The 26,637-nt window shown below is 71.0% G+C and carries 20 protein-coding genes; 10 read left to right on the plus strand and 10 right to left on the minus strand.

Translation table 11 applies throughout. From position 1 onward, the window contains the following. Positions 1-62: 62 nt before the first annotated feature. From adhE to AB0I54_RS22010, 3 genes are all read left to right on the plus strand, one after another. Positions 63-2,750 (plus strand): bifunctional acetaldehyde-CoA/alcohol dehydrogenase, encoded by a 2,688-nt coding sequence (adhE, locus tag AB0I54_RS22000; RefSeq protein WP_363297768.1) that lies wholly within the window; start codon positions 63-65, stop codon positions 2,748-2,750. A 160-nt stretch (positions 2,751-2,910) separates the two neighbouring features. Then, a complete protein-coding gene (locus tag AB0I54_RS22005; protein ID WP_363297769.1) occupies positions 2,911-5,361 on the plus strand; it encodes a SpoIIE family protein phosphatase in 2,451 nt (816 codons plus the stop codon). Between the two features lie 124 nt (positions 5,362-5,485). Next, positions 5,486-6,466, plus strand: a complete 981-nt coding sequence (locus AB0I54_RS22010) for a GerMN domain-containing protein (RefSeq protein ID WP_363297770.1) — start codon at positions 5,486-5,488, stop codon at positions 6,464-6,466. Between the two features lie 38 nt (positions 6,467-6,504). On the opposite strand, the gene AB0I54_RS22015 is transcribed toward AB0I54_RS22010, so the two are convergent. From AB0I54_RS22015 to AB0I54_RS22025, 3 genes are all read right to left on the minus strand, one after another. After that, the gene (locus AB0I54_RS22015; protein ID WP_363297771.1) at positions 6,505-7,506 is read right to left on the minus strand and encodes a hypothetical protein; all 1,002 of its coding nucleotides are present in this window, start codon (positions 7,504-7,506) and stop codon (positions 6,505-6,507) included. Between the two features lie 66 nt (positions 7,507-7,572). Continuing rightward, complete coding sequence (locus AB0I54_RS22020; RefSeq protein WP_363297772.1) at positions 7,573-8,463, minus strand: universal stress protein; 891 nt, start codon at positions 8,461-8,463, stop codon at positions 7,573-7,575. 46 nt (positions 8,464-8,509) lie between these two features. Beyond that, a complete protein-coding gene (locus AB0I54_RS22025; protein ID WP_363297965.1) occupies positions 8,510-9,412 on the minus strand; it encodes a universal stress protein in 903 nt (300 codons plus the stop codon). A 300-nt stretch (positions 9,413-9,712) separates the two neighbouring features. On the opposite strand from AB0I54_RS22025, the gene AB0I54_RS22030 reads away from it, so the two are divergent. Next, a complete protein-coding gene (locus tag AB0I54_RS22030) occupies positions 9,713-10,441 on the plus strand; it encodes a CBS domain-containing protein (RefSeq protein ID WP_363297773.1) in 729 nt (242 codons plus the stop codon). Positions 10,442-10,452: 11 nt separating this feature from the next. Here the strand turns inward: AB0I54_RS22030 and AB0I54_RS22035 are convergent, their stop codons facing one another. The 3 genes from AB0I54_RS22035 to AB0I54_RS22045 all read right to left on the minus strand — a co-directional run bounded on the left by AB0I54_RS22035 (position 10,453) and on the right by AB0I54_RS22045 (position 12,702). Beyond that, the gene (locus tag AB0I54_RS22035) at positions 10,453-11,316 is read right to left on the minus strand and encodes a pyridoxamine 5'-phosphate oxidase family protein (protein WP_363297774.1); all 864 of its coding nucleotides are present in this window, start codon (positions 11,314-11,316) and stop codon (positions 10,453-10,455) included. Positions 11,317-11,403: 87 nt separating this feature from the next. Then, positions 11,404-11,847 carry a universal stress protein gene (locus tag AB0I54_RS22040; protein ID WP_363297775.1) on the minus strand — a complete coding sequence of 148 codons (444 nt, stop codon included), beginning with the start codon at positions 11,845-11,847 and terminating at the stop codon, positions 11,404-11,406. 129 nt (positions 11,848-11,976) lie between these two features. Further along, positions 11,977-12,702: an IclR family transcriptional regulator gene (locus AB0I54_RS22045; RefSeq protein WP_363297966.1), complete on the minus strand. Its 726-nt coding sequence runs from the start codon at positions 12,700-12,702 to the stop codon at positions 11,977-11,979. Positions 12,703-12,840: 138 nt separating this feature from the next. Here AB0I54_RS22045 and AB0I54_RS22050 point away from each other — a divergent pair, with 138 nt between their 5' ends. From AB0I54_RS22050 to ligA, 4 genes are all read left to right on the plus strand, one after another. Then, complete coding sequence (locus tag AB0I54_RS22050) at positions 12,841-13,665, plus strand: fumarylacetoacetate hydrolase family protein (RefSeq protein ID WP_363297967.1); 825 nt, start codon at positions 12,841-12,843, stop codon at positions 13,663-13,665. Next, positions 13,662-14,606, plus strand: a complete 945-nt coding sequence (locus AB0I54_RS22055) for an acetaldehyde dehydrogenase (acetylating) (protein WP_363297776.1) — start codon at positions 13,662-13,664, stop codon at positions 14,604-14,606. Before AB0I54_RS22050 ends, AB0I54_RS22055 begins: the two co-directional genes overlap by 4 nt. Further along, the gene (gene dmpG, locus AB0I54_RS22060; RefSeq protein ID WP_363297777.1) at positions 14,603-15,622 is read left to right on the plus strand and encodes a 4-hydroxy-2-oxovalerate aldolase; all 1,020 of its coding nucleotides are present in this window, start codon (positions 14,603-14,605) and stop codon (positions 15,620-15,622) included. The genes AB0I54_RS22055 and dmpG overlap by 4 nt, the downstream gene beginning before the upstream one ends. 294 nt (positions 15,623-15,916) lie before the next feature. Beyond that, positions 15,917-18,007, plus strand: a complete 2,091-nt coding sequence (gene ligA, locus AB0I54_RS22065) for an NAD-dependent DNA ligase LigA (protein WP_363297778.1) — start codon at positions 15,917-15,919, stop codon at positions 18,005-18,007. Positions 18,008-18,124: 117 nt separating this feature from the next. Here ligA and AB0I54_RS22070 read toward each other — a convergent pair whose 3' ends face one another. Beyond that, a complete protein-coding gene (locus tag AB0I54_RS22070) occupies positions 18,125-19,612 on the minus strand; it encodes an NAD(P)/FAD-dependent oxidoreductase (protein WP_363297779.1) in 1,488 nt (495 codons plus the stop codon). Between the two features lie 378 nt (positions 19,613-19,990). Here AB0I54_RS22070 and AB0I54_RS22075 point away from each other — a divergent pair, with 378 nt between their 5' ends. Continuing rightward, positions 19,991-21,454, plus strand: coding sequence for a membrane-associated oxidoreductase (locus AB0I54_RS22075; RefSeq protein WP_363297780.1), 1,464 nt, complete (start codon positions 19,991-19,993; stop codon positions 21,452-21,454). A 36-nt stretch (positions 21,455-21,490) separates the two neighbouring features. On the opposite strand, the gene AB0I54_RS22080 is transcribed toward AB0I54_RS22075, so the two are convergent. The 3 genes from AB0I54_RS22080 to AB0I54_RS22090 all read right to left on the minus strand — a co-directional run bounded on the left by AB0I54_RS22080 (position 21,491) and on the right by AB0I54_RS22090 (position 24,590). Next, positions 21,491-22,072 (minus strand): hypothetical protein, encoded by a 582-nt coding sequence (locus tag AB0I54_RS22080; RefSeq protein WP_363297781.1) that lies wholly within the window; start codon positions 22,070-22,072, stop codon positions 21,491-21,493. A gap of 3 nt (positions 22,073-22,075) precedes the next feature. Then, positions 22,076-23,773 carry a cytochrome c oxidase subunit I gene (gene ctaD / locus AB0I54_RS22085; RefSeq protein ID WP_363297968.1) on the minus strand — a complete coding sequence of 566 codons (1,698 nt, stop codon included), beginning with the start codon at positions 23,771-23,773 and terminating at the stop codon, positions 22,076-22,078. 343 nt (positions 23,774-24,116) lie between these two features. Continuing rightward, positions 24,117-24,590, minus strand: coding sequence for a carboxymuconolactone decarboxylase family protein (locus tag AB0I54_RS22090; protein ID WP_363297782.1), 474 nt, complete (start codon positions 24,588-24,590; stop codon positions 24,117-24,119). Positions 24,591-24,817: 227 nt separating this feature from the next. On the opposite strand from AB0I54_RS22090, the gene AB0I54_RS22095 reads away from it, so the two are divergent. Continuing rightward, the gene (locus tag AB0I54_RS22095; RefSeq protein WP_363297969.1) at positions 24,818-26,422 is read left to right on the plus strand and encodes an adenosine deaminase; all 1,605 of its coding nucleotides are present in this window, start codon (positions 24,818-24,820) and stop codon (positions 26,420-26,422) included. The last annotated feature ends 215 nt before the right edge of the window (positions 26,423-26,637 follow it).

Below are 26,637 nucleotides of genomic sequence, written 5' to 3' on the forward strand. Positions count from 1 at the left end.
TGCCGCTCCCGTATGCACTGCCGGCCGACCCTGCCGGCTCTCGTCAACGGAGGCGTATCCCCATGACCCGTCACGACGCCGGAATCGAGGCCACGGCCACCGCCGGGGCTCCGTCCGACATCACCATCGCCGTGGACCAGTTGGTCGCACAGGGACTCAAGGCGCTGGCCGACTACGAGGCCTTCACGCAGGAGCAGATCGACCACATCGTCAAGAAGGCCTCGGTCGCCGCCCTGGACCAGCACACGGCACTGGCCCGCCTCGCGGTCCAGGAGACGGGGCGCGGCGTCTTCGAGGACAAGGCGGCCAAGAACATGTTCGCGTGCGAGCACGTCACGCACAGCATCGCGCCCATGAAGACCGTCGGTGTGATCGCCCGTGACGACATCGAGGACATGACCGAGGTGGCCGAGCCCGTCGGCGTGGTCTGCGCGATCACGCCGGTCACCAATCCGACCTCCACCACCGTCTTCAAGGCCCTGATGGCGCTGAAGACACGCAACCCGGTCGTCTTCGCCTTTCACCCCTCGGCCCAGCGGTGCAGCACCGAGGCGGCGCGGATCGTACGGGACGCGGCCATCGCCGCCGGCGCGCCGGAGCACTGCATCCAGTGGATCGAGACCCCGTCGGTGGAGGCGACCAGCGTCCTGATGCAGCACCCTGGTGTCGCCCTGATCCTCGCCACCGGCGGCAACGCCATGGTCCGGGCCGCCTACTCGGCGGGCAAGCCGGCTCTCGGCGTCGGCGCGGGCAACGTCCCCGCCTATGTGCACAAGAGCGCGAAGCTGCGCCGGGCCGTCAATGACCTGGTGCTGTCGAAGTCCTTCGACAACGGCATGATCTGCGCCTCCGAACAGGCCGTCATCCTGGACGAGGAGATCTACGACGCGGCACTGGCCGAGTTCCGCACCCTGCACGCCCATCTGGCCACCGCCGAGGAGAAGGCGAAGCTGGAGGCGTTCCTGTTCCCCGGCCGGGCCACGAACTCGGGGTGCGAACCCAAGGTCAACGCCGCGGCCGTCGGCCAGAGCCCGGTGTGGATCGCCGAACAGGCCGGCTTCACCGTGCCCGCCGACACCTCGCTGATCCTCGTCCAGGCCGAACACGTCGGTCCGGACGAGCCGTTGACCCGTGAGAAGCTCTGCCCGGTGCTCGCCGTGCTGCGCGCGGGCTCGCAGGCGCAGGGCTTCGACCTCGCCGCCGACATGGTCGCCTTCCACGGGCAGGGCCACAGCGCCGTCATCCACACGGAGGACCGGACGATCGCCGAGGCCTACGGCAGGCGGCTGAAGACCGTACGGATCATCGTCAACTCGCCGTCCTCGCAGGGCGCCATAGGCGGCATCTACAACAACCTGCTGCCGTCGCTCACCCTCGGCTGTGGCTCCTGGGGCCACACGTCGGTGTCCAACAACGTCTCCGCCGCCCAACTGCTGAACATCAAGCGGGTAGGCGCGCGCCGCAACAATCTGCAGTGGTTCAAGGTGCCCCCGAAGATCTATTTCGAGCCGCAGTCCATTCGCTATCTGGCCTCCATGCCGGACGTGCACCGCGTCACGATCGTCACGGACGCCACCATGACCCGCCTCGGCTTCGTCGACCGTGTCACCCGCGTCCTCCAGCGGCGCCACGAGCCGACGACGATCCAGGTCATCGACAACGTGGAGCCGGAGCCGAGCATCGAATCCGTCCGGCGGGGCGCCCGGCTGATGCACGACTTCCGCCCGGACACGATCATCGCGCTGGGCGGCGGCTCGCCGATGGACGCCGCCAAGGTGATGTGGCTGCTGTACGAGCACCCGGACATCGACTTCGCCGACATGCGGCAGAAGTTCTCCGACATCCGCAAGCGCGCCTTCCGCTTCCCGGTGCTGGGTGCCCGGGCCCGTCTGGTCTGCATCCCCACCACGTCGGGCACCGGCGCCGAGGTCACCCCCTTCGCGGTGATCTCCGACCCGGCCACCGGCAAGAAGTACCCGCTGGCCGACTACGCGCTGACGCCCAGCGTCGCCATCGTGGACCCGCTGCTCACCACGGAGCTGCCGCCCGCGCTGGCCGCCGACAGCGGGTTCGACGCGCTCACCCACGCCATCGAGACGTATGTGTCCGTGTACGCGAACGACTTCACCGACGGTCTGGCCCTGCACGCGATCCGGCTCGTCTTCGAGAACATCGAAGCGGCGGTGAACGACCGTACGGGCCGTCCCGAAGCGCGGGAGAAGATGCACAACGCCGGCACCATCGCCGGCATGGCCTTCGGCAATGCCTTCCTGGGCATCGTCCACGCCATGTCGCACACGCTCGGCGCCAGTTTCCACATCGCGCACGGCCGCACCAACGCGGTCCTCCTGCCGCACGTCATCCGCTACAACGGCACGGTCCCCACGAAGCTCACCGGCTGGCCCAAGTACGAGAGCTACCGCGCCCCCGAACGCTTCCAGGACATCGCCCGCACCCTCGGGCTGCCCGCCGGGACCCCGCAGGAGGGGGTGGAGTCGCTGGCCGCCGCGGTGGAACGGCTCCGCGACGCCGTGGGCATCGAGCCGTCGTTCCAGGCCCTCGGCATCGACGAGCGCGCCTTCCTCGACGCCCTGCCCCAGCAGGCCCTGAACGCGTACGAGGACCAGTGCGCACCCGCCAACCCGCGGATGCCGATGCTCGACGACATGCAGGACATCATGCGCACCGCGTACTACGGCGCCGTGCGGAACCGCCCGGACACGGGCCGGGGCCGCAAGACCCCGGCCTGAGGGGATCTATTTGGCGTGAGGGGCGGCCGGGTCCGTGCACGGCGCGCGGGCTCGGCGGAAGGACGGTAGAAGTGGGATGACGGGGCCGAACGCGGAGAGGCCGGCCATGCGTGCGCCCGGTGGCCTCGGCCGCCGCGTTCTCCCCGCGGTCAGGGTGTCCATGGGGGCAGATTGGGCGATGATCGACATGCACGGTGCCACCCCACGCGGCAGCGGCTCCGAGGCACTCCCGGAGGCTGCCGCCCCAGCCACCGCGGTCGTCGACGCGCAGGGGATCGTCACCGACTGGAGCGCGGGTGCGGAGCGTCTGCTCGGCTACCCGCGCCAGGAGGTCGTGGGCCGCCCCGTGCACTGTCTGCTGGGCTCGGGCGCCGACGTCGAGAAGGGCCTGCACGCCGCTCTCGGCGGGCAGAGCAGCACCACCCTGCTCCGCCACCGGGACGGCCGGCCCGTGGAGGTGCGGCTGCACGCGTATCCGTCCTTCGACGGCAAGGGCCGCTCCCAGCAGCTCGTCGTGGCGACACCGCCGGAGCAGGTGCCGTCGGACCTGGCGACGGCGGAGGAGGCGTTCGCGCAGTGTCATCTGCCGGTGATGGTGTACGACTCCGCCCTGCGGGCGGTGCGGGCGACGGCCGGCGCCACACGCGAGCTCGGTCTGAGCGAGGAGCAGATGCGCGGTCGGCGTGTCACCGAGCTGCTGCCGCCCCACATCTGCCGGTCGGTCGAGGACGGCATGCGGCGCGTGTTCGTGACCGGAGAACCCGAACGGTTTCATGTGCGCGGCAAGACCCGGCCACAGGCCCGCGAGCGGGTCTGGTCCATCACCGTGTCCCCGCTCAGGACCCCGGCGGGGCAGGTACGGCACGTGGAGCTGTCCGCGCTGGACGTCACCGAGCAGCACATGGCCCGGGAGCGGCTCGCGCTGCTGAACGACGTCAGCGCACAGGTGGGCAGCACGCTGGACGTGACGCGGACGGCCCAGGAGATGGCCGACGTGGCGGTGGCCGGGCTCGCCGACTTCGTCACCATCGACCTGCTGGACGGCCTCTTCCACGGCATCGAGCCGACCCCCTCCTTCTCGGGCACCGTCGCCCTGCGCCGGGTGGCGCAGCAGTCCGTCCTGCCCGGTGTGCCCGAGGCGGTGATCCGGCCGGGGGACGTGGACGAATACCCGGAGTCCGCGCCGCCCGTCCGCTGTCTGGCCACCGGCCGGCCGTCGCTGCACCGCACCATCGACGAAGCCGTCAGGAACTGGCAGGAAGCCGACCCCGAGCGGGCGGGGATCGTCCGCGCGTTCGGCATCCACTCGCTCATGGTCATTCCGCTGCGTGCCCGCGGGATCACCCTCGGTGTGGCGGTCCTCGTCCGCCACCGGCGCCAGCACCCCTTCGAGGAGGACGACCTCCTCCTCGCCGAGGAGATCGGCGCACGGGCCGCCGTGGCCGTGGACAACGCCCGGCGCTACACCCTGGAACGCAACACCGCCCTGGCCCTGCAGCGCAGCCTGCTGCCCCAACGGCTGGCCGCCCAGGAAGCGGTCGAGGTGGCCTACCGCTACCTTCCGGCCCGCACGCGTGCGGGGCTGGGCGGGGACTGGTTCGACGTGATCCCGCTGTCGGGCGCCCGGGTCGCACTGGTCGTGGGAGACGTGGTGGGACACGGCCTGCAGGCCTCCGCGACGATGGGGCGCCTGCGGACCGCGGTACGTACGCTGGCCGACGTCGACCTTCCCGCCGACGAGCTCCTGACGCATCTCGACGACCTGGTCACCCACATCGCGGCACAGCAGGACGGCAGCGAGGAGGACGCGTCCGACCTGGAGATGCCCACCGATTTCGTCGCCACCTGCCTGTACGTGGTCTACGACCCGGTCTCGCGCCGGTGTGCTGCCGCCTCCGCGGGGCACCCGCCGCCCGCCGTCGTCACGACGGACGGCACGGCCGACCTGGTCGAGCTGCCTCCCGGCCCACCGCTGGGTGTGGGCGGGCTGCCCTTCGAAACCTTCGAGTGGGAACTGCCCCCGGGCAGCCTCCTCGCCCTCTACACCGACGGCCTGGTGCAAGGCAGCGAGCACGACCTGGACACCGGCCTCGCGCTGCTGCGCAGGTGTCTTGAACGGCCCGCCGAATCGCTGGAGGCCGTCTGCGACAGCGTGATCCACACCCTGCTCCCCGCCCAGCCGCGGGACGACGTCGCCCTGCTGGTAGCCCGCACCCGCGCCCTGGACGCGAGTCAGGTGGCCACCTGGGACCTGCCCTCCGACCCGGCTGCGGTCGCGGGTGCTCGCGCCGAGGTCCTGGCCCGGCTGACCGCGTGGCAGCTGCCGGATGTGGCCTTCACGGCCGAACTGGTGGTCAGCGAGCTCGTCACGAACGCGATCCGCTACGGGCAGTCGCCCATCCAGCTGCGTCTGATCCGCGACAGCACCCTCATCTGCGAGGTGTCCGACGGCACCAGCACCGCCCCGCACCTTCGACGCGCCCGCACCTTCGACGAGGGCGGCCGCGGCCTGCTGCTCGTCGCCCAGTTCGCCGAGCGCTGGGGCACACGGCACCATACGAACGGGAAGACCATCTGGGCGGAGATCGAACTTCCCGGCAAGCGGGCATGACGGCAGGCACCGTCACCGTCCAATGATCCTCCCCGGCCCGCCGTTCGGCCCCGGACCGGTGCCGTCCGGTCCCTGTGAATCCGCCGCCCGACGCGCTTTGCTGAGAGCGTCGGAGGAGGCAGCCATGAACAGCGAAACCCCCGCCTCGCGCCCCCGTGGGCGCCGCCCGCTGATGCTCACCGCGGCGCTGACCCTGCCGCTTCTCGCCGTCGGCGCCTGCGGCACGGGAGGCGGTACGGCCGGACCGGAGGCTCCGACACGCCCCGGACAGTCCACCGTCGGACCAGGAACGTCGGGCGGGACCTCGGGCACACCGGCTCCGTCCGGAACCGCCAGCCCGTCGCCGACGGCTCCCCGGGCTTCGGGAAGCGGCTCGCCGAGGGCCACCGAGCACCAGGTCTCGACGAGCGTGTACTTCCTGAACGGCGGGCACATGTCGCCCGCCCCGCGCACCGTGGCCGCCCCCGCCACGGCCACCGGAGCCGTCCGCGCGCTCCTGGCCGGCCCCAGCCGCTACGAACGCCTGCATCACCGCACCACGGCCATACCGTCGGGCACGGCCCTCAACTCGATCGCGGTCCACGACCACGTCGCGACCGTGGACCTCTCCAGCAGGTACGACGACGGCAAGGGCGCCCTCTCCCTGCGGGAGCGGCTGGCACAGGTCGTGTTCACCGTGACCCGCTATCCCGGCATCGACAAGGTCCGCTTCGAGCTCGACGGCAAGCCTGTCTCGTCCTTCGGCGGCGCAGGCATCGTCCTCAACGGACCGGTGGGACGGGCGGACTTCGAGGACGTCTCGCCCGCCGTGCTGGTCGAGTCCCCGCTCATCGGTCAGGGCGTCAACAGCCCCCTGCGGGTGCGGGGAAGCGCCGACACCTTCGAGGCCGAGTTCCGGCTGAAGCTGACCGACGCCTCCGGGCGGACCGCTGCCGACGTGCTGGTCCGGGCCACGTCCGGCACGGGGACGCGTGGGACCTTCGACGTGTCCCTCCCCTACGGGGCGGTGCGCTCCGGACCCGGTCTGCTCACCGCGTACTACGTCTCGCCGAAGGACGGCAGGCCCGTCACCGTCGACACGGTGCCGCTGACCGTGAACCGCTGAAGGACGAGTCCCACAGGTGCAGGATCGCGGGGGCGGGGTCAGGAGGTCCTGGCTTCCCAGGCCAGTACGTCGGTCACCGGGCGCCGCGGCAGAGAGCGTACGTAGGGCACATACCCCAGGCGGAGGATCATCTGCGGGAACGCGCCCCCGCTCAGTGTCCGCCGGATCCGCACGCGCAGCGGGTCGATCTCCAACGGCTGGGTGTGGAAGGCGGCCATCACGTCCTGGGCGGCGGCGTGCAGCAGGACCCGTTCGAGTGCCTGGCCGGCCCTCAGCCAGGCCGAGCGGTCGTCGCGGTCCGTGCTGAGCACGGCCACCCGTCCCGAGCGTCCGGTCCAGCGCCGCGGAGGTGTGGGGAACATCCGGGTGAGGTCGGCGTAGTCCCGTCCGGCGAACGGGATGGAATCCGGGTGGTGCACATCCGTACCGACCGGAATGCCGTCACGGCGCGCCCGGGCGAGTCGCCAGGTCCACCCGGCCTGCTCGGCGGCATGCGCCGGATCCGTCCGGTGCACGTCCTCGGCCTCCCGGACCATCTGCGACAGCTCCCGCCGGCCTGTGCTGTCGTCGATCCAGTGCAGCGTGGCGCCCTCCCGCCTGGCCTCTCGGCCGAGCTCGTCGGCGAGCGTGGCGGGCAGCGGGTCCGGCAGGAACGGTCCGCGTGCGCTGTGCCGCAGGCGCAGTGCTTCGAACAGATCCTGCTCGTCGAGGCCCGGACGGACATACGCGCCCCACATCACCCGGGCGAGGTATGTGGGGTCGGCGGGACAGGGGAAGGTCTCGACGACCGGGTTGAACCCCAGGTGCCGCATGGCCAGTCGGACGTTGAAGAGCGCCGCGCCGCAGCTGACGACCATTTCACGGCCGTGGGGATCGCGGACCAGGAGGCGTCGCGCCGGGTCCGTGTGCAGTTCGAGGCCCTTGCCGTCGTCGTCCATGACGAAGGCCCACGGCTGGGTGTTGTACACCGAAGGCGCGGAGACGGCCGCCCGGACCAGATAGCCGGACGCGTAACGGGAGTGAGTGCAGCCGACGGACATGACCTGTAACGCCCTTCTCCAGCTATGTACCCTGATGTGCGCCATCGCACCGGCCCGGTTGCCTCGTCAGTCGTGCGGCACGAGTGCGACCGGCCGGTGCACGTGGTGGATGAGTGCGTGGGCCACGGGTCCGGTGTGCGACCCGACGGCGATACGGCGCCTGCGCCGGCCCACCACCAGCAGCCCGGCAGCCTCGGCGGCCCGCGCGACCACATGGACGGCGCGGCCCTCGTGGAGCGTCTCCCGGACCCGCACGGAGGGGTACTTCGCGCGCCGCGGCGCGAGCAGCGCCGTGAGCTCGCGTGCCGCCTCCTCCCGGATGCGGTCACGTTCCCCGTTGCCGGGTCCGATCCGGCCGAGCGGCACGTGCCAGGCGTGCACGGCCTCCAGCGACGCCCACCGGAGCTCGGCGGCACGGAAGGCGAAGTCCAGGAGGTCGTCGCACGGCCCGTGCACCGCGACGACGACGTCACGGTACGGCGTACGCGTGGACGCCTGGCACGAGCCGTCCGGCAGATGCTCGTCCGCCGGCGTCTCACCGGCCCGTACGAGGACGACCGGTCGCTCGGCATGGGCGACGGTGGCCATGGCGACCGAGCCGGACAGGAGCCCGCCGACTCCGGCGAGGCCCTGGCTGCCGATGACCAGCAGCTCGGCGTCGTCCGCCGCGGCGATCAGCGCGGGACCGGGCTGCCTGCGTACTGGTTCGGCGGCCATGTAGAGCTGTGGGTAGCGCTCGTTGAGCCGGTCCAGTGCTGCGCGCAGCACGCGTCGTGCGTGGTACTGCGGTGCCCGCACCTCGGGCAGGCCCGCGTCGCGGTCGTCCTCGGGCAGCCCTTCCCAGGCGTGCACCAGTCGCAGCGGCAGCCCTCGGCGCAGCGCTTCCCTGGCCGCCCAGTCGGCCGCGGCGAGGCTCTCCCGTGAGCCGTCCACTCCGGCCACCACCGGCCTCGTCATGACCTCCACCTCCTCACCGGTTCCGTGGTGTGGTCCTCGCGCGCCTTCACCAGTAGGGCACGACGGCCACGGGGCAGTAGACGTGCTGGATGGCGGAGTGGGTGGTGGGCCCGGTGCGCGGGCCGATCCTCCGCTGGGTGAGGTGGTGTCCCACGACCAGGAGGCTCGCCCCGGTCGCCGCGCGCAGCAGCGCGTTGGCCGGCTTGTCCTCCACCACCGTCTCCAGGACCTCCACCTCGGGATACTTGTCGCGCCACACCTCCAGCACCGCCCGGAGGAAGCCGAGCCATTCCTCGGCCCGCCGCGGATCGTCGACCAGCCCGCTGTCGCCCTCGCCCCGGCCCAGTGGTCCCGGCGGCTGCCAGGCGTGCACCGCCCGCAGCCGGGCCCGCCGCAGCCGGGCCGCCTCGAAGGCGAAGTCGATGACCTCGTCGCACGGCTCGTTCAGGTCGATCCCCAGCACCACGTCCCGGTGACCGGGTGCCGTCGAGGCGCTGCCGTCCGGGGTGGGCAGCTGCTCGTCCGTCGTGTCCTCGTCGGCCCGCACCAGAACCACCGGCCGCGTCGCCCGCGCCACTACCCCCGCCGCCACCGAACCCACCAGGAACCCGGTGAAACCGCTCAGCCCCCGCGACCCCAGCACCAGCAGCTCGGCCCCCTCGGCCGCCTCCCGCAGCCGCTCGACCGCCGGCCCCTCGACCAGTTCGTCGTACAGCCGGACCTCGGGGCACGCGGCGCGCACGCCGTCCTCCGCCTCACGCAGGACACGGCGTGCGAGATGCCTGCGTGCGGCGTTCTCGATCTCACCGTCCCGCGGGCGCGGGTGGCGGCTCCAGGCATGGACCAGACGCAGCGAACGGTCGCTGCGTACGGCCTCGCGGGCCGCCCATTGTGCGGCGGCAAGGCTCTCGGGGGATCCGTCCACCCCTACGACGACGGGCGGAAGCATCATGACAACTCCAGGTGTTGGGCCAGGTTCGCACCACCAGCCTCACGTCACCGTCAGCGGGCGGCCAGGGGCCGCCAGGGCCTCACCCGGGACCATCCGGCCCACGTCCTGGGCTCGACGGCCGAGCGGAGGTGCCCTGAGGGCCGCTCGGCCCGGCGCCGTGCCCGCTCAGCCCATGTGCGCTCGACGGCCGGCGCCGGAGGCTGAAGACGAAGCCCCTCGCGGGGAGTTCGCGACGACCGTCATCCAGGACGCGTGGGTACAGGCTCCGTTGGCTGACGGCAGACAGGAGGCTCAGCCATGAAGCCCACGAAGATCGGCGCCCTCATGACCGTCGACGTCGTCACGGCGGTCCACGGCACGCCCTTCAAGGAAGTCGTCCGGCTGCTCGGCGAGCACCGCATCAGCGGGCTCCCGGTGATCGACGACGACCACAAGGTCATCGGCGTCATCTCCGAGACCGATCTCATGCTCCACCAGACGCGCCCGACCGAGTCCCACGGCACCTTCAGCGCCCTGGCGCACCGCCTCAGCCACTCCGTGCGGGAACGCGCCGCCAAGAGCCGGGCGCGCACGGCCGGCGGGGCGATGTCCGCCCCCGCGATCACCGTGCGGGCCGACGCCACCGTCCACGAGGCGGCACGGCTGATGACCGAGCACCGCATCGAGCGGCTGCCCGTCGTCGACGAGGAGGACCGGCTCGTCGGTATCGTCACCCGCCGCGACCTGCTGCAGGTCTTCCTGCGCAGCGACAGTGCGATCCAGCGCGACGTGCGCCAGGAGGTCTTCGTCAACACGCTCTGGCTCGCCCCGCACACCATCGAGGCCACCGCCCTCAACGGTGTGGTCACCCTCAGCGGCCGGATGGAACGGCGCAGCGACATCCCCATCGCGGTCGGCATGACACGCCGCGTCGACGGTGTCGTGGACGTCGTCGACCACCTGACCTACCAGCTCGACGACACCCGGCTCCAGCCCGCCGAGCAGGCCCTGCACGGCCTGGCCGACGACTGGCTGCGCAGGCTGTGAAGCGCGGCGGCTCACATACCGGCGGTACCGATACGACGGCCTGTGAGCCGCGCCGGCTGGATCGACACCCACATGTCACGCCGGCCTCCGGCCCATGAGCCGGTGTAGGCGCTCTCGCTGAGCCGCCGTACGGTGCCGGGGTCCGTGACCACCTGGGCCGGGCCGACGGCGAGCACGCTCCAGCCCTGGCTCAGGGCGTCGTCCACATGGTCGACCTCGAAGGCGACCTCCTTCCCCACGGCCGCGGCGGGCACCGAGTCGGGCGCCGTGCGAAAGACGATCACGTCGTCGACGACCACATAGTTGACCGGAACGACCGCCGGGCCGTCGGGTGTCGTCACAGCGATCCGTCCGACGCCGTGGGTGGAAAGCCGGGCACGGCATTCGTCGGGGCTGAGCTGCAGCAGCTGGGGGTGCAGAAGCGCCATGCCCCGGCCGGGAGGCAGATCCATGCCGCCCCCGCGCAGGGCTTCGACGCTGGTGCCCAGCGCGGCGGCCAGGCGGATCAGGGTGGCCACGGTCGGGTCGGCCGGGTGTTCCTCCAGGTAGGCCAGATAGTCGGGCGCCGTCGCGGCACGGCGGGCCGTTTCCGTCCGGCTCATCCCCTGCCGCCTGCGCTCGGCGGCCACACGTCGTCCGATGTCACCGGGGTTGGGTCCGCGCCCCGGCTGGGCGCGACCGGACTCGTACTCGATGTGCCGGACATGAGCGTCGGGCCCGGGAAACACGAGCGTCACCTCATCGGTGTCCGACCAGCGCACGTCGTAGGGAGGCGTTCCGTCCTCGTGGTGGAGTCCGACGATCTCGCCGTCACGTCTGGCGGCGCCGGTCGTCGGACTTTCGATGACGAGTAGATCGCCGAGGTGTGCTCGCATGACCGCCGCCCTTTCCGCACAGTGCCGCTGTATCCAACGTGCCATGGGCAGCACACCGCCGCACGGACGGAGCGCTCTGCCCGTGCGTCACGAGACTCCCTCGCGGATGATCACGACAGGGCAGCTCGCGTGCTGTGCGACATGCTGGCTGACCGAGCCGAGCAGGGCCCGTGCGAAGCCGCCCCGCCCATGGCTGCCGACGACCAGGATCTCGGCGCCCTCGGCCGCCATGAGCAGCACGTCGACGGGGTTGCCCTGCACCAGGTGGCTCCTGACGGCGTCGGCGGCCTCGTCACCGAGCACGTCCCTCAGCTCCTCGGCGAACCCTCGCCGGGCGTTCTCCTCGTCGAGGGTGGCGTCGATGGCCGGGGCCATCCACACGCGCCCGCCCGGCAGGTCCCACGCGGACACGACGTCGACGTCGGCGTCGATGAGGCCGGCGTAGCGGACGGCCCACCGCAGCGCGTCGTTCGAGGACGGCGACCCGTCGACGCCCACGACGACACGAGGCTTCGAGGCATCGGTGTCCATGTGTCTCACCTCTTCTGTGGTCCTAACCTCCACGCTGCGCCACTCTTCCCCGGCACGCCATGAGGAGAGCGCCGGGGCATGGCATACGGGTGCCGGCAGGGCTTCTGCCCGGCACGGTGGAGGAGCCCCTCAGCCGCCCGCGCGCAGAACACGGGACAGCCCGAGAGCCGCCGTACGCACCGCGGGGGCCAGTTGGGCGGGGCTGAAGCGCGGGCGTGGCACAGCCACCGAGAGGGCGGCCACCACCGTGGCGTCTCCGGCGAACACGGGGGCGGCGATGCAGCTCACGCCCAGTACGGCCTCCTGCTCCTCGTAGGCGAGACCCGACACCTGCGTCTTCTCCAGGGCCAGGCGGAGCAGTACGGGATCGGTGATCGAGTGCGGTGTGAGGCTCGGCAGCGGACGGGAGAGCACCTCCTCCGTGAGCTCCGAGCCGGAGAAGGCCAGCAGGGCCTTGCCCACGCCGGTACAGGTCAGCGGGAGACTGCCGCCGATGCGGGAGGGCAGCTGGAGTGCCTCGTGGCCGTGGATGCGTTCGAGGTAGATCACCTCCATGCCCTCGCGGACGCCGAGATGGACGGTCTCGCGGGTGGCTTCGAACAGGTCCTGCAGGAAGGGCAGGGCGGCTTCGCGCAGATCGCGTCGGCGCGGCACGAGCGAACCGAGTTCGAAGAGCTTCGCGCCGAGCCGGTAGTGCGCACCCGACCTCTCCAGCCAACCCAGCCGGACGAGGTCCGCCGCCAGCCGGTGCACCGTCGGCTTGGGCAGACCGGTGTGCTCCGAGAGTTCCGACAGGCGGAACGGACCGCCACTCGGGCTGAAGCACTCAAGGATGACGGCAGCCTTCTCCAGCATGCTGCCTGCCGTGATGTTCCGTGTCACGGAACAAACTTTGTCCGATGGACAGGGTGCTGTCTATACCGGTGTGCATGCCGGGGCGCAGGTCCCCGCTCCCCCGTCCTGTTTCCCCTCGGGAGGTAACCCGTGTCGACGATGCTCGACCGCGTCCGTCCGGACGCGGTTCCACCGGCCGTGGTCAAGGCCGCGGACATGCTGGCCGAGGCCACCCGCACCGGGGCAGCCTGCCCGCCGGTACGGACCCTGTTCGACGACGGCGACCTGGAGAGCGCGTACGCCGTGCAGCAGCTGAACGTCCGGCGTGGCCAGGACGCCGGACGCCGGGTCGTCGGCCGGAAGATCGGCCTGACCTCCCCGGCCGTACAGCGCCAACTGGGCGTGGATCAGCCCGACTTCGGTGCGCTGTTCGCCGACATGGCCGTGCCCGACGGCGGCACGGTGCCCGCCGGGCGGCTGCTGCAGCCCAAGGTGGAGGCCGAGGTCGCACTCGTGCTCGGCCGGGATCTGCCGCACCACGCGTGCACCGTCGTCGACGTGCTGCGTGCGGTGGACTTCGCGCTGCCCGCCCTGGAGATCGTCGACAGCCGGGTGCACGGGTGGGACATCTCCCTGGTCGACACCGTCGCCGACAACGCCTCCTGCGGCCTGTACGTCCTGGGCGCCACGCCCGTACCGCTCACCGGCGTCGACCTGCGCGCCGTGACGATGACCATGACCCGCGGCGGCAGCACCGTCTCGGAAGGCAACGGCGCCGATTGCCTCGGCAGTCCCCTCGTCGCGGCGGCCTGGCTGGCCTCGGCGCTCGCGGAGCGGGGGGATCCCCTGCGGGCCGGCGATCTCGTGCTGACCGGGGCACTGGGCCCGATGGCTCCGGCCGCGCCCGGTGACGTGTTCGCAGCGCACGTCTCGGGCCTGGGCTCCGTGCGGGTCGGGTTCGCGGCGCAGGGGGGCGACCGGTGAGCACCTCCCGTACCAAGGTCGCCGTCATCGGGTCCGGCAACATCGGCACCGACCTCCTGATCAAGATTCTGCGCCGGTCGGAAAGCCTCGACGTCACGGCGATGGCCGGTATCGACCCGGACTCCGACGGCCTGGCCCGCGCCCGCCGGCTGAAGGTCGCCACCACCCACGAGGGGGTCGAAGGGCTCGTCGGGCTGGACGAGTTCGCCGACGTGGAGATCGTCTTCGACGCCACCTCCGCCGGGGCCCACCGCCACCACGACGAGGTGCTGCGCCCGCTGGGCCGCACCCTCGTCGACCTCACCCCGGCAGCCCTCGGACCGTACGTCGTGCCGCCGGTCAACGGCGACACCCACCTCGACGCCCCGAACGTCAACATGGTCACCTGCGGCGGCCAGGCCACGATCCCGATCGTCGCCGCGGTCAACGCGGTCACCCCCGTCCACTACGGCGAGATCGTCGCCTCGATCGCCTCCCGCTCCGCCGGACCGGGCACCCGGGCGAACATCGACGAGTTCACCGAGACCACCCGCACGGCCATCGAGCAGGTCGGCGGCGCCGCCCGGGGCAAGGCGATCATCGTCCTCAACCCCGCCGAACCCCCGCTGATCATGCGCGACACCGTGCACTGCCTGGTGTCCGACTGCGACACAGAGGCCGTCACCGCGTCGGTCGAGGAGATGGCCGGACGCGTCCAGGCGTATGTGCCGGGCTACCGGCTGAAGCAGAAGGTGCAGTACGACCGTGTGCGGGACGACGATCCCCTGCGCGCCCTCGCGCCCGGGGCGGGTGAGGCCCTCAAGGCGTCCGTCTTCCTGGAGGTCGAGGGCGCCGCACACTATCTCCCGGCCTACGCCGGAAACCTCGACATCATGACCTCGGCCGCACTGCGCACCGCCGAACGCATGGCCGCGCGACACAGCAAGGACGGTGCCAAGTGACCGCTCTGTACGTCCAGGACGTCACCCTCCGGGACGGCATGCACGCCGTCCGGCACCGCTACACCGTCGAGCAGGCCCGCACCATCGCCGCCGCCCTGGACTCCGCCGGCGTCTCCGCGATCGAGATCGCCCACGGCGACGGCCTGGCCGGCTCCAGCATCAACTACGGTGTCGGCGCCCACACCGACTGGGAGTGGATCGAGGCCGTCACCGACGTCGTACGGCATGCGGTTGCCACGACGCTGCTGCTGCCCGGCATCGGAACGGTCCACGACCTCAAGCAGGCGCACGCCCTGGGCATCCGCTCGGTGCGCATCGCCACCCACTGCACCGAGGCCGACATCTCCGCCCAGCACATCACCGCCGCCCGCGAGCTGAGCATGGACGTCGCCGGGTTCCTGATGATGTCCCACATGGCCGAGCCCGCCGAACTCGCCCGCCAGGCCAAGCTGATGGAGTCCTACGGCGCCAACTGCGTCTACGTCACCGACTCCGGCGGCAGGCTGACCATGGACGGCGTACGCGACCGCTTCCGCGCCTACCGCGACGCCCTCGACCCGCGCACCGAGCTCGGCATCCACGCCCACCACAACCTCGCCCTCGGCGTCGCCAACACCGTCGTCGCCGTGGAGAGCGGCGCGATCCGGGTCGACGCCTCCCTCGCCGGCCAGGGCGCGGGGGCGGGCAACTGCCCGCTGGAGGCGTTCGTCGCGGTCGCCGACCTGATGGGCTGGGAGCACGGCTGCGAGCTGTTCCCGCTCATGGACGCGGCCGACGATCTCGTACGACCGCTGCAGGACCGTGAGGTGCGGGTGGACCGGGAGACGCTGAGCCTCGGCTACGCGGGCGTGTACTCCAGCTTCCTGCGCCACGCCGAGAGCGCCGCCGCGCGCCACGGGCTCGACACCCGCGACATCCTGGTCGAGGTCGGCCTGCGGGGGATGGTCGGCGGCCAGGAGGACATGATCACGGACGTCGCGCTGGATCTGGTGGCCCGCGCGGAGAGCACGTCCTGATCGAGGGCCGGGTGCGCGAGGACGCGCCCGGCCGTCACTCGTCTGGGGGCGGGGGCTGCGGTTGACGGCCGCGAGGGTGGCGGGGCCGACGCCGGTGTCGAGCAGGAAGTCGGCGAACGGCGTCGGCCGGACGATCATCGACGAACTCGACCAGTTCCGCTGGCGGCCCGCTCACTCACCCACCCGGAGAACACCGTCCCCGCGCTCAGCGACGCCGGCATCCCCGACGACCGAAGAGGAACGTGGTGAGTTCACGGGGGGGGATTGTCAGTGGTGACAGGCAGGATGACCGGCATGACGACTCCGATTGCGCAGATCGCCGATGCCGCCGCCTACGCTCAGGCGGTCGAGGACGCGGTGAAGGCCGCTGCCGCCTACTACGCGGGCGGCACCTCACCCTTGGACGACGACGCCTACGACAAGCTCGTACGGGGCATCGCCGCGTGGGAGGCCGAGCATCCCGACCAGGTGCTGCCCGACTCGCCGACCGGGAAGGTCGCCGGCGGTGCGGCCGAGGGCGATGTGCTCCACACGGTGTCGATGCTGAGCCTGGACAACGTGTTCTCGCCGGAGCAGTTCACCGCGTGGGCTGCCTCACTGGCGCGCCGGATCGGCCATGAGGCGGAACGATTCAGCGTCGAGCCGAAGCTCGACGGACTTGCCGTCGCGGCCCGCTACACCCAGGGCCGGCTGACCCGGCTGATCACCCGTGGCGACGGGACGGCCGGCGAGGACGTCTCGCACGCGATAGGCACCATCGAGGGGCTGCCCGCCACCTTGTCCGAACCGGTCAGCGTGGAGGTGCGGGGCGAAGTCCTCATGACCGGTGCGCAGTTCGAGGAGGCCAACACGGCACGCACCGCGCACGGCGGGCAGCCGTTCGCCAACGCCCGCGGCGCGGCCGCGGGCACGCTGCGCGCCAAGGACCGCGCCTACGCGGTGGCGATGACGTTCTTCGGCTACGGCCTGCTGCCGCTGCCCGACACCGACCCCGATTTCGCCGCACGGCTGCACGGCCTCGCCCACAGTGAGCTGATGGCGCTGGCCGCCACGCTCGGTGTGCACACCACCGCCGACACCGCGGTACCCGGCACCACGGCCACCACCACCGACGAGGTGCTGGCCCGGGTACAGGAGATCGCCGCCCTGCGCGCCCAACTGCCCTTCGGTATCGACGGCATCGTCATCAAGGCCGATCCGGCCGCCGATCAGGAGGCCGCCGGAAACGGTTCGCGGGCCCCGCGCTGGGCGATCGCCTACAAGCTGCCCGCCGTCGAGAAGATCACCCGGCTGCTGGAGGTGGAGTGGAACGTGGGCCGCACCGGCATCATCGCCCCGCGCGCCGTCCTGGAACCGGTGGAGATCGACGGCTCCACCATCACCTACGCGACGCTCCACAACCCGGCCGACATCACGCGCCGTGATCTGCGCCTGGGCGACCATGTCATGGTCCACCGCGCCGGCGACGTGATCCCGCGTGTCGAAGCCCCTGTTGCCCATCTGCGCACCGGCGCCGAGCAGCCGATCGCGTTCCCCGAGGCGTGTCCTCGCTGCGGATCGGGGATCGACACCAGCCAGGAACGCTGGCGCTGTGAGCAGGGCCGCAACTGTCATCTCGTCGCCTCCCTCTCCTACGCCGTGGGCCGCGACCAGCTCGACATCGAGGGCCTTGGCACCACCCGTATCGTGCAGCTCGTCGAGGCCGGTCTGGTCGGCGATCTCGCCGACCTGTTCACGCTCACCCGCGACCGGCTCCTCGCGCTGGATCGCATGGGCGAGACGAGCACCGACAATCTGCTGGCCGCCCTGGCCACGGCCAGGACGCGGCCGCTGTCCCGGGTACTGTGCGCACTCGGTGTCCGCGGCACGGGCCGGTCCATGTCGCGACGCATCGCCCGGCACTTCGCCACCATGGACAACATCCGCACCGCCGACGCCGACGCGCTGCAACAGGTCGAGGGCATCGGCACCGAGAAGGCGCCGTCCATCGTCGCGGAACTGGCCGAACTCGCCCCGCTGATCGACAAGTTGGCCGCGGCCGGGGTGAACATGACCGAACCCGGCGCCACTCCCCCGCCGAGCGCCGAAGCCGGCACCGAGACCGGCGCTGCCCCGGCCGGCGCTCCCGCCGCCGGTCCGCTCGCCGGGATGACAGTCGTGGTCACCGGCGCGATGACCGGGCCGCTGGAGCGGTTGAGCCGTACCCAGATGAACGAACTCATCGAGCGGGCGGGCGGGCGTTCGTCCTCCAGCGTCTCCAAGAGGACCAGTCTGGTGGTCGCCGGCGAAAACGCCGGATCCAAGCGGGCCAAGGCCGAGGACCTCGGCATCCGCCTCACCACACCCGACGAGTTCGCCGTACTGGTCGCCGACCACCTCGACTGACCTCGACGCCCGCCCCTGCATGTCGGCGCCCCCTCTCGGGGCGCCTTGTTGGAACGTCCTGACAAACCTCGACGGGGGCGGGCACCACGGCGATGCCCGGTTGCCGTGGGCCGGCCGTCACGACGCGGCGTGGCGTTGGGCGCGCAGTCCCTCCAGCAGGCGCAGCCAGACCTCGGCGGCCGTCGGATAGCTCGGGACGACGTGCCACAGCACGGACAGCGGTACGCGCGCCACGATGGCCACCGTCGCGGAGTGCACGAGGTCCGCGATGCCGGACCCCACGAACGTCGCCCCCACGACGGTGTCCGTGGCCCGGTCGACGACCAGTTTGGCGCGGCCGACATAGTCCTCGCGCATCACGTACGTGCCGGCGAGGCCGGCCATGTCGTACTCGACGGTCTCGACGTCGAGGCCCGCCGCACGGGCCTGCTGCTCGGTCAGGCCCGCCGAGCCCACCTCCGGTTCGGTGAACGTCACTTGCGGATTGCCGCGGTGACCGTCCGCGGTGGTCAGCGGGTCGGCGGGCATGCGTCCCTGGGCGCGTGCGGCGATCACCTCACCGGCGATCCGCGCCTGGTACTTGCCCATGTGCGTGAGCAGCGCGCGCCCACAGACGTCACCGATGGCGTAGAGCCACTGACCGTCCACGCCCTGTACGGCCTGTTCGTCGTCGACGGTGAGGAAGCCGCCGTCGGGCAGACCGACGGTGGACAGCCCGATGTCCTGGGTGTTGGGGGTGCGTCCGGTGGCGAGCACCAGTTCGTCCGCCGTGATCTCGCCGTTGTCGTCGAGCACCACGGTGACCGGTCCGCCGTGCACCATGCCGACTCCCGTGTCCCGCGGGTCCTTCCGGGACACCGAGCTCACCGACCGGCCGGCGACCAGCTTCACCCCGGCCTCCCGCAGCCAATCCGCGACCATCCGGCCGGCGAAGGGCTCGACGCGGCGGATCAGACCCGTACCGCGGTAGACGACGGTCACCTCGACACCGAGGGACTGCAGCCAGGTGGCGGACTCGCAGGCGACCACGCCGCCGCCCAGGATCACCACGCTGCGCGGCACCTCGTGCAGATTGGTGACGTCGCGCGAGGTCCAGGCACGGGCGTCGGCCAGACCGGGAAGGGGCGGCACCGCCGTGCACGAGCCGGTGTCGATCACCACGGCGTGCCGTGCGGTCAGGGTGCGCTCGTCGCCACCGGCAGCGGTGACCCGCAGGGTGCGCTCACCGTCGAGCCTTCCGTAGCCGCGGATGACGTCGATGCCGGTGTTCAGGGCCCACTGGACCTGCGAGCTGTCGTCGAGTCCGTTGACGACCCGGTCCCGGCGGCCCAGGACCGCGGACACGTCCAGCCCGCGTCGGGCGATCAGGGAGGCCACTCCCGGCACATGCCGGGAGTTCTCCAGCATCTCACCGGGCCGCAGCAGCGCCTTGCTGGGCATGCACGCCCAGTACGAGCACTCGCCGCCGACGAGCTCCGCCTCGACCAGCACCGCGTCCAGGCCCGAGAACTGCGTGGCGTACTGGGCGGCGTTCTCCCCGGCGGCGGCGGCGCCCAGAACGATCACGTCCCATTCGGTCCGGTCGGGGTCCACGGCTGCACTCATGTAGCTCCTCCGGCGTCCTCCGCGGGCGGTTCCGCTCCCCGGCCCGTGCACTGCGGGACCTCTGTCGTGGGCACGGTCATCGTCCGGGTGCGCGGTTGGACATGCGGTGGCTGGGCCTGCCGAAGCCCGCGCAGCGGTGGGCCGCACCGGGCACCACGACACCTGCTCATTGTCGCGCGGGTCGACCGGTCCGGCGAGCGGTGCGGGCGGGGGCCTGTACCCACCGGGGGTCTCCGGGCGGGCCGGCCCGGTGGCACACACCACCCGCCCTGCGCGGCTCCTGCGGTTGCCCGGGTGCCGTCGCTGGTCCGCTTGCTCAACTCCCTTACATCAGAAACCGGTTGACAAGTACGGCGAGTCAAGTCAAAGTCCCCGCTGATGGACTTCGACGACTTGACGCCCGCCGAGGAACAGATGCGCAGGGCGTATTCCCGCGGCGAGACAGTGGACTTCCGCGCGGCGGAGGACGAAGACCCCGGCGCCGGAGCGGACTGGGGGCCCGAGCGGACCATCCGTGCGGCGGTACTGAAGGCACTGCTGGTGAGTGCGCCGCAGGAGGACGGGCAGATCGCCGCGCTCAGAATCCGCGGCGCCCGTGTCACCGGGACACTGAATCTCGCATACGGGGTGATCGACCAGCCCGTCCGGCTGAGCCACTGCTACTTCGAAGCGGCTCCCGACCTCTATGGATGCCGACTGCGGCAGCTCAACCTCAGGAACTCCGTGCTGCCCGCCATCCGGGTCAACAACGCCCGCATCGACGGCCCGCTGCGGATGACGCAGTGCCGGATACGCGGCCTGGTGAGGCTGGGCGGATCGCAGATCGCGGGTGCCCTCTTCCTCGACGGGGCCGAACTGACCGCCGCCGATGCCCTGTTCCCCACCCTCCAGCTCCACCAGACCGTCATCGGCCTCGACCTGTGGGCACCGCGGTTGCGGGTGCGAGGAGAGGCGCGGCTCAACGGCGCGGAAGTCGGGGGTCTGGTCAGTTTCGAGGGCGCCGAGTTCAGCAACCCCGGCGGCGTCGCCCTCCGCGCCCAGTCGCTCGGGGTGAAGGGCGACGTTGTTGCCCGGTCCCTGCACGCCCACGGCAAGGTCGATCTGCGCGGCGCCCGGATAGCCGGCCGACTGGACCTGGCTCGTAGTCATCTGGCCAACCCGGGGGACACGGCCCTGCGAGCCAGCAGTTGCAGCATCGGGGAACTCTGGCTGCACCGGAGTCGGCCGATCGAGGGAACCCTCCATCTGCGCCGTTCCCGGATCGACAAGCTCAGTTTCGAACCGGAGGTCGTACCGGGCGAGGTGCTGCTCAACAACCTCAGCTACAGCACCCTGTCCCCGCACGAACCCGCCGAGCGCCGTCTGCCCATGCTGCGCAGGGACGGCGATGGCTATCTCCCCCATGCCTACGAGCAGTTGGCGGCCGCGTACCGCCGCTTCGGCGACGACCACGGTGCCCGTGTCGTCCAACTCGCCAAGTTACGCAGGCACCGCGGCACCCTTCCGTGGTACGCCCGCGCCTGGGGCCACCTCCAGGAAGCAACCGTCGGATACGGTTACCGCCCTCTGCTCGCGGGCGTGTGGCTGCTGTACCTGCTGACGGTCGGCTCGGTCGCCTACGCCCTGCACCATCCCCGTCCCCTCAAGGTGTCCGAAGCCCCGCACTTCAACCCGGTGTTCTACACCCTCGACCTGCTGCTCCCCGTGATCTCCTTCGGGCAGGAGGGCGCCTTCGCTCCGGACGGCTGGTACCAGACGCTGTCCTACGCCCTCGTCATTGCCGGCTGGATCCTTGCCACGACGGTCGTCGCCGGCATGACCCGGACCATCAACCGCCAGTGAGACGCGGGGCAGCCGGCAACCGTGAGAGCCGTGACGTCATCGTCGCGGTGGCCGCCGGTCCCTCCCGGCGAGGGTGGGTGAAGTCCCCGTAGGACGCCGGACCATGTGCATGTACGTGACCGCGACGACGAGGGACAGACCGATCGTGGACGGCACGGCGGCCATCGCCCACCAGCCCGTGCCGGCCCCGGGGTTCGCGAGGGCCCAGAGGCAGACGGGGACCGAAGCCGCCGTCAGCCCGCAGCCGATGAGGACGGCAACGGCCTTTCTGGCACGACCGGGGTCGGGCGGGGGCTGATCGTGCCGCAGCTGCGTCCACTGGCGCGCGACCTCGTGCCGCTCCCGGCGCCGTTGCACGGCCGCGCGTATCCGCAGGGCAGCCGTGACCGCGATGCCCAGCGCGGCCACGGCGGACGGAATCCACCATCCCTCGGCGACGAGAAACAGCACCGCGACGCACCCCGCTGTGCCCCAGCCGATGAGGCAGGCCGCGGCGGCACTGCGCCGGGAGACGGGCCGGTCGGCGCCGGCGCGCAGATCGGCGAGAGCCGGTACGTACCAGACACATCCGGAGGCGGTGGTGACTGCGACTCCCATGGCGAGGACGGCTTGTGGCATGGCCTACCTCGCCGCCTCGAAAGCGGCGATCTCCGGGTGGTTCAAGTCGAACGCCGGGGACTCGCTGCGAATCTGCGGAAGCCGGACGAAGTTGTGGCGCGGCGGCGGGCAGGAGGTCGCCCACTCAAGGGAACGGCCGTAGCCCCACGGGTCGTCGACGTCGACCTTCTTGCCGTACTTGGCGGTCTTCCAGACGTTGTAGAAGAACGGCAGGATCGACAGGCCCAGCACGAACGAGCTGATCGTGGAGATGGTGTTCAGGGCGGTGAACCCGTCGGCCGCGAGGTAGTCCGCGTAACGGCGCGGCATGCCCTCGGCCCCCAGCCAGTGCTGGACCAGGAACGTGCCGTGGAATCCTACGGTGAGCGTCCAGAAGGTGATCTTGCCGAGGCGTTCGTCGAGCATCTTGCCCGTCATCTTCGGCCACCAGAAGTGGAAGCCGGCGAACATCGCGTACACGACCGTACCGAAGACCGTGTAGTGGAAGTGGGCGACGACGAAGTACGAGTCGGAGAGGTGGAAGTCCAGCGGCGGTGACGCCAGGATCACGCCCGTCAGACCACCGAAGAGGAAGGTGATCAGGAAGCCCGTGGTCCACAGCATCGGTGTCTCGAAGGACAGCGAGCCCTTCCACATGGTGCCGATCCAGTTGAAGAACTTCACCCCGGTCGGCACCGCGATCAGGAACGTCATGAAGGAGAAGAACGGCAGCAGCACCCCGCCCGTGACATACATGTGGTGGGCCCACACCGTCACCGAGAGACCCGCGATCGCGATCGTCGCGGCGATCAGTCCCAGGTAGCCGAACATCGGCTTGCGGGAGAAGACCGGGATGACCTCGGAGACGATGCCGAAGAACGGCAACGCCAGGATGTACACCTCTGGATGGCCGAAGAACCAGAAGAGGTGTTGCCACAGCAGTGCCCCGCCATTGGCCGCGTCGAAGATGTGACTGCCGAACTTGCGGTCGCACTCCAGCGCGAACAGCGCCGCGGCCAGCACCGGGAACACGATCAGGATCAGCAGCGCGGTCAGCAGCACGTTCCACACGAAGATCGGCATACGGAACATCGTCATGCCGGGTGCGCGCATGCAGATGATCGTGGTGATGAAGTTGACCGCACCGAGGATCGATCCGAACCCGGACAGCGCGACGCCCATGATCCACAGATCCGCGCCGAGGCCCGGCGAGTGCACCGCGTCCGACAGCGGCGCGTACAGGAACCACCCGAAGTCGGCCGCTCCGCCCGGGGTGAGGAAGCCGAACGCCGCGATCGACGAGCCGAACAGGAAGAGCCAGTAGGCGAGCATGTTCAGACGCGGGAAGGCAACGTCCGGGGCGCCGATCTGGAGCGGCATCATCCAGTTCGCGAAGCCGGTGAACAGCGGCATCGCGAACATCAGCAGCATGATCGAGCCGTGCATGGTGAACGCCTGGTTGAACTGCTCGTTCGTCATCACCTGCAGGCCGGGCCGGGCCAGCTCGGCGCGCATCAGCAGTGCCATCACACCGCCGACGATGAAGAACGCGAAGGCGGTCACCAGGTACATCGACCCGATCTTCTTGTGGTCGGTGGTCGTCAGCCACTCCGCCCACGTCGACCGCCGGCCGGCCGTCTGCTCCGTGTCCCCGGATATGACTCCGGCCGTGGAGACCGCAGCGGCCGCGGGCCGCAATGTCTCCAACTGCTGTTCCTGCATCTCGCCCACCGGACGGTGCCCTCCTCGTGTCATGTGAAGGCGACCGGGAAGTGCCACAGTGCGGGTGGGTACCGGGCCTTCCCGGCCGCCGCCTCATGATCGTCGGAGGGGTGCCGGGGCCGGATAGGGCCGAACAGTCCCAGAACCGCCGGCGACTAGGGCCAGGTGGCCCACTTCTGGAGAACGGAGAGGCGACCTACCAACTTTTACGACGTTTTCGGTTCGCTGCCCGATTCGCGGGACTCCGTCCTGAGTTGTCGACCGCCGGTTGAGCGGAGCCCGCTCCTGCTCTCGCACAGATGACCGCCGGTGCCGGACGACACCGGCGGCCATGGTGTGCCGGTCAGTGCACCTGGCCGACCTGGTAGTCACCGGCGGGCTGCTGGGTGATGACGTTGCCGCGGTTGAAGGCGTTGATGAGGGCGATCTGGGTCACCAGGGCGGCGAGCTGCTCCTCGTCGTAATGCTTGGCGGCGTTCTCCCAGGCCTCGTCGGTGACGCCACCGGCCGCGTCGGCGATGCGGGTGCCCTGCTCGGCCAGCTCCAGGGCGGCGCGTTCGGCCTCGGTGAACACCGTGGCCTCCCGCCAGGCCGCGACCAGGTGGAGACGCACTGCCGTCTCCCCCGCGTGCGCGGCTTCCTTGGTGTGCATGTCGATGCATCCGGCGCAGCCGTTGATCTGGCTCGCGCGGAGCGAGACCAGTTCACGCGTCGAGGCGGGCAGCGTCGACTCCGCGAGGGCCTTGCTCGCGGCGATGATGTGCTTGAAGGCCTTGGCCGCGGCGGGGCTGGCCATGACGTTCAGACGAGCTTCCATGGTTCACTCCTGTGTCGTCGTTGGTGGCTACACCCCTTTGACCGAACAGCTCCCCCAGTTGTGACACACACAGATGTGACCTGCGTCTCCCCTCGGCGCCGGGCCGGCAATGCGCCTCCGTGCGCCGCTCCTACCGGGTGACTGTGGCCCAAACACCCCTGGTCCTACCGGAATCCGGTCACCGCGCTGGTCATGATGCCGGGGTGACCCCTCCAACGCCCCCCACCATGCACCGGCACCGGGCCCTTCTCCCCGTCGGGCTGGGCACGGTCGCCCTGGCCGCGCTCCTTGCCCCGCTGTCGGCCGCTCCCGCCGCCGCCCGGCCCACCACCGCACGCGTCGACCTTCCGCCTCCGCCGCGGCCGGTGACGGTCGGCGAGTTCCGCACCGACGCCTATCTGCGCTCCATCGACGGCAACCCCGGCCTGCAGCGGGACTTCTTCCGGCACCTGCCCAAGGGCGCGGACCTGCACAACCACCTCTCCGGCGCGGTGGCGACCGAGTACCTCCTCCAGCTCGCCGCCGAGGACGGCCTGTGCATCGACACGGCCACGACGACCGCCGTCCAGCCGCCCTGCGGACCGGGCACCCGGCCTGCCGCGGACACCCGCACCGACCCCGCCTTCCGTCAGACAGTGATCAGGGCGTGGTCCATGCAGGACTTCCCGCCCGACCAGAGCGGCCACGACCACTTCTTCGCCACGTTCGGCAAGTTCGGCGCGGTCACCGCGAACCATCGGGGCAAGCAGCTCGCCCAGGTCGCCGAGGGCATCGTGGGTCAGAACCAGTTCTATCTGGAGACCATGGTCACCCCCGCCTCGGACGGCGCCCGCCGGCTCGCCGCCGAGGTCGGCTGGGACAGCGACCTCGCCCGCCTGCACGGCAAGCTCGTCGCGGGCGGCAAGCTCGACAAGGTGGTCGCCGACGCGCGCAAGGAGGCCGACGACGCCGACGCCGAGTTCCGCGCCGAGGAGCGGTGCGGCACCGATCACCCGCGGCCCGGCTGCCGTCTGACGGTGCGGTGGATCTCGCAGGTCTCGCGCGGCACCGCGCCCGAGCGCGTCTTCACCCAGATCGCCCTGGGTATGCGCCTGGCCGAGCGCGACGGACGGTTCGTCGCCATCAACCTGGTCCAGCCCGAGGACGGGGAGATCGCGCTGCGCGACTACAGCCTCCAGATGCGCATGATCGCCTATCTCCGCACCCAGTACCCGCACGCCCATGTCACCCTGCACGCCGGTGAGTTGCGGCCCGGCCTGGTCAAACCGGAAGACCTCACCTTCCATATCAACGAGGCCGTGAACGTCGCCCACGCCGAGCGCATCGGGCACGGCGTCGACTTCGTCCACGAGAACGACTGGCAGGCGCTCGCCCGCACCATGGCCGCTCGCCAGGTGGCCGTCGAGGTGCCCTTCTCCAGCAACGCCCAGATCCTCGGCATCAAGGGCGCCGAGCACCCCTTCCAGACGTATCGCGCCTACGGTGTCCCCCTCGTCCTGGCCACCGACGACCCCGGCGTCTCCCGCATCGACATCAGCCACGAGTACCAGTACGCCCACGACACCTACGCGCTGTCCTACCCCCAGCTCAAGGACCTGGCCCGCGCCTCCATCCAGTACGCCTTCCTGCGCGGCGCCGGCCTGTGGCGGGGCAACCCGACGGCCATCGGCTACCACCCCGTCGCCGCCTGCGAGGGGGACGTGCTCGGCACGCCCGTGCCCAGCCGGCGCTGCCGTGACCTGCTCGCGTCCAGCCCCAAGGCGGCAGTGGAGTGGCGCCAGGAGGCGGCCTTCGGGTCCTTCGAACGCGCATTCCGCCGCAGCGGCGCCTGACGCCCACCCACACGGGTGCAGGCCCACCCCACACGGGTGCACGCCGACGGGCGTGCACCCGGCCCACCCCTACCCTGTCACCAGCACCGCTTCACTAGCACTGCGGACGGCGCCCGTGGTTCGCGGCGTGCTTACGGCGGGACTTTTTCTTCCGGCGTCGCTTCGAGGACATGGCCACCTCCGACGGATACGGCGCAGCAGAAAGCATCCTGCGT

The sequence above is a fragment of the Streptomyces sp. NPDC050625 genome (genome assembly GCF_040654755.1).
Taxonomy (GTDB): Bacteria; Actinomycetota; Actinomycetes; order Streptomycetales; family Streptomycetaceae; genus Streptomyces.

Excerpts from the sequence above, each read along its gene's own strand:
- AB0I54_RS22090 (WP_363297782.1), bottom strand. The coding sequence starts at position 24,590 with ATGGAAGCTCGTCTGAACGTCATGGCCAGCCCCGCCGCGGCCAAGGCC.
- AB0I54_RS22050 (WP_363297967.1), top strand. The coding sequence starts at position 12,841 with ATGCTCGACCGCGTCCGTCCGGACGCGGTTCCACCGGCCGTGGTCAAG.
- AB0I54_RS22035 (WP_363297774.1), bottom strand. The coding sequence starts at position 11,316 with ATGCGAGCACACCTCGGCGATCTACTCGTCATCGAAAGTCCGACGACC.
- AB0I54_RS22025 (WP_363297965.1), bottom strand. The coding sequence starts at position 9,412 with ATGCTTCCGCCCGTCGTCGTAGGGGTGGACGGATCCCCCGAGAGCCTT.
- AB0I54_RS22075 (WP_363297780.1), top strand. The coding sequence starts at position 19,991 with ATGGACTTCGACGACTTGACGCCCGCCGAGGAACAGATGCGCAGGGCG.
- adhE (WP_363297768.1), top strand. The coding sequence starts at position 63 with ATGACCCGTCACGACGCCGGAATCGAGGCCACGGCCACCGCCGGGGCT.
- AB0I54_RS22045 (WP_363297966.1), bottom strand. The coding sequence starts at position 12,702 with ATGCTGGAGAAGGCTGCCGTCATCCTTGAGTGCTTCAGCCCGAGTGGC.
- AB0I54_RS22010 (WP_363297770.1), top strand. The coding sequence starts at position 5,486 with ATGAACAGCGAAACCCCCGCCTCGCGCCCCCGTGGGCGCCGCCCGCTG.
- AB0I54_RS22030 (WP_363297773.1), top strand. The coding sequence starts at position 9,713 with ATGAAGCCCACGAAGATCGGCGCCCTCATGACCGTCGACGTCGTCACG.
- AB0I54_RS22095 (WP_363297969.1), top strand. The coding sequence starts at position 24,818 with ATGCACCGGCACCGGGCCCTTCTCCCCGTCGGGCTGGGCACGGTCGCC.
- AB0I54_RS22040 (WP_363297775.1), bottom strand. The coding sequence starts at position 11,847 with ATGGACACCGATGCCTCGAAGCCTCGTGTCGTCGTGGGCGTCGACGGG.
- AB0I54_RS22070 (WP_363297779.1), bottom strand. The coding sequence starts at position 19,612 with ATGAGTGCAGCCGTGGACCCCGACCGGACCGAATGGGACGTGATCGTT.
- ctaD (WP_363297968.1), bottom strand. The coding sequence starts at position 23,773 with ATGCAGGAACAGCAGTTGGAGACATTGCGGCCCGCGGCCGCTGCGGTC.
- AB0I54_RS22020 (WP_363297772.1), bottom strand. The coding sequence starts at position 8,463 with ATGACGAGGCCGGTGGTGGCCGGAGTGGACGGCTCACGGGAGAGCCTC.
- ligA (WP_363297778.1), top strand. The coding sequence starts at position 15,917 with ATGACGACTCCGATTGCGCAGATCGCCGATGCCGCCGCCTACGCTCAG.
- AB0I54_RS22005 (WP_363297769.1), top strand. The coding sequence starts at position 2,911 with ATGGGGGCAGATTGGGCGATGATCGACATGCACGGTGCCACCCCACGC.
- AB0I54_RS22080 (WP_363297781.1), bottom strand. The coding sequence starts at position 22,072 with ATGCCACAAGCCGTCCTCGCCATGGGAGTCGCAGTCACCACCGCCTCC.
- AB0I54_RS22015 (WP_363297771.1), bottom strand. The coding sequence starts at position 7,506 with ATGTCCGTCGGCTGCACTCACTCCCGTTACGCGTCCGGCTATCTGGTC.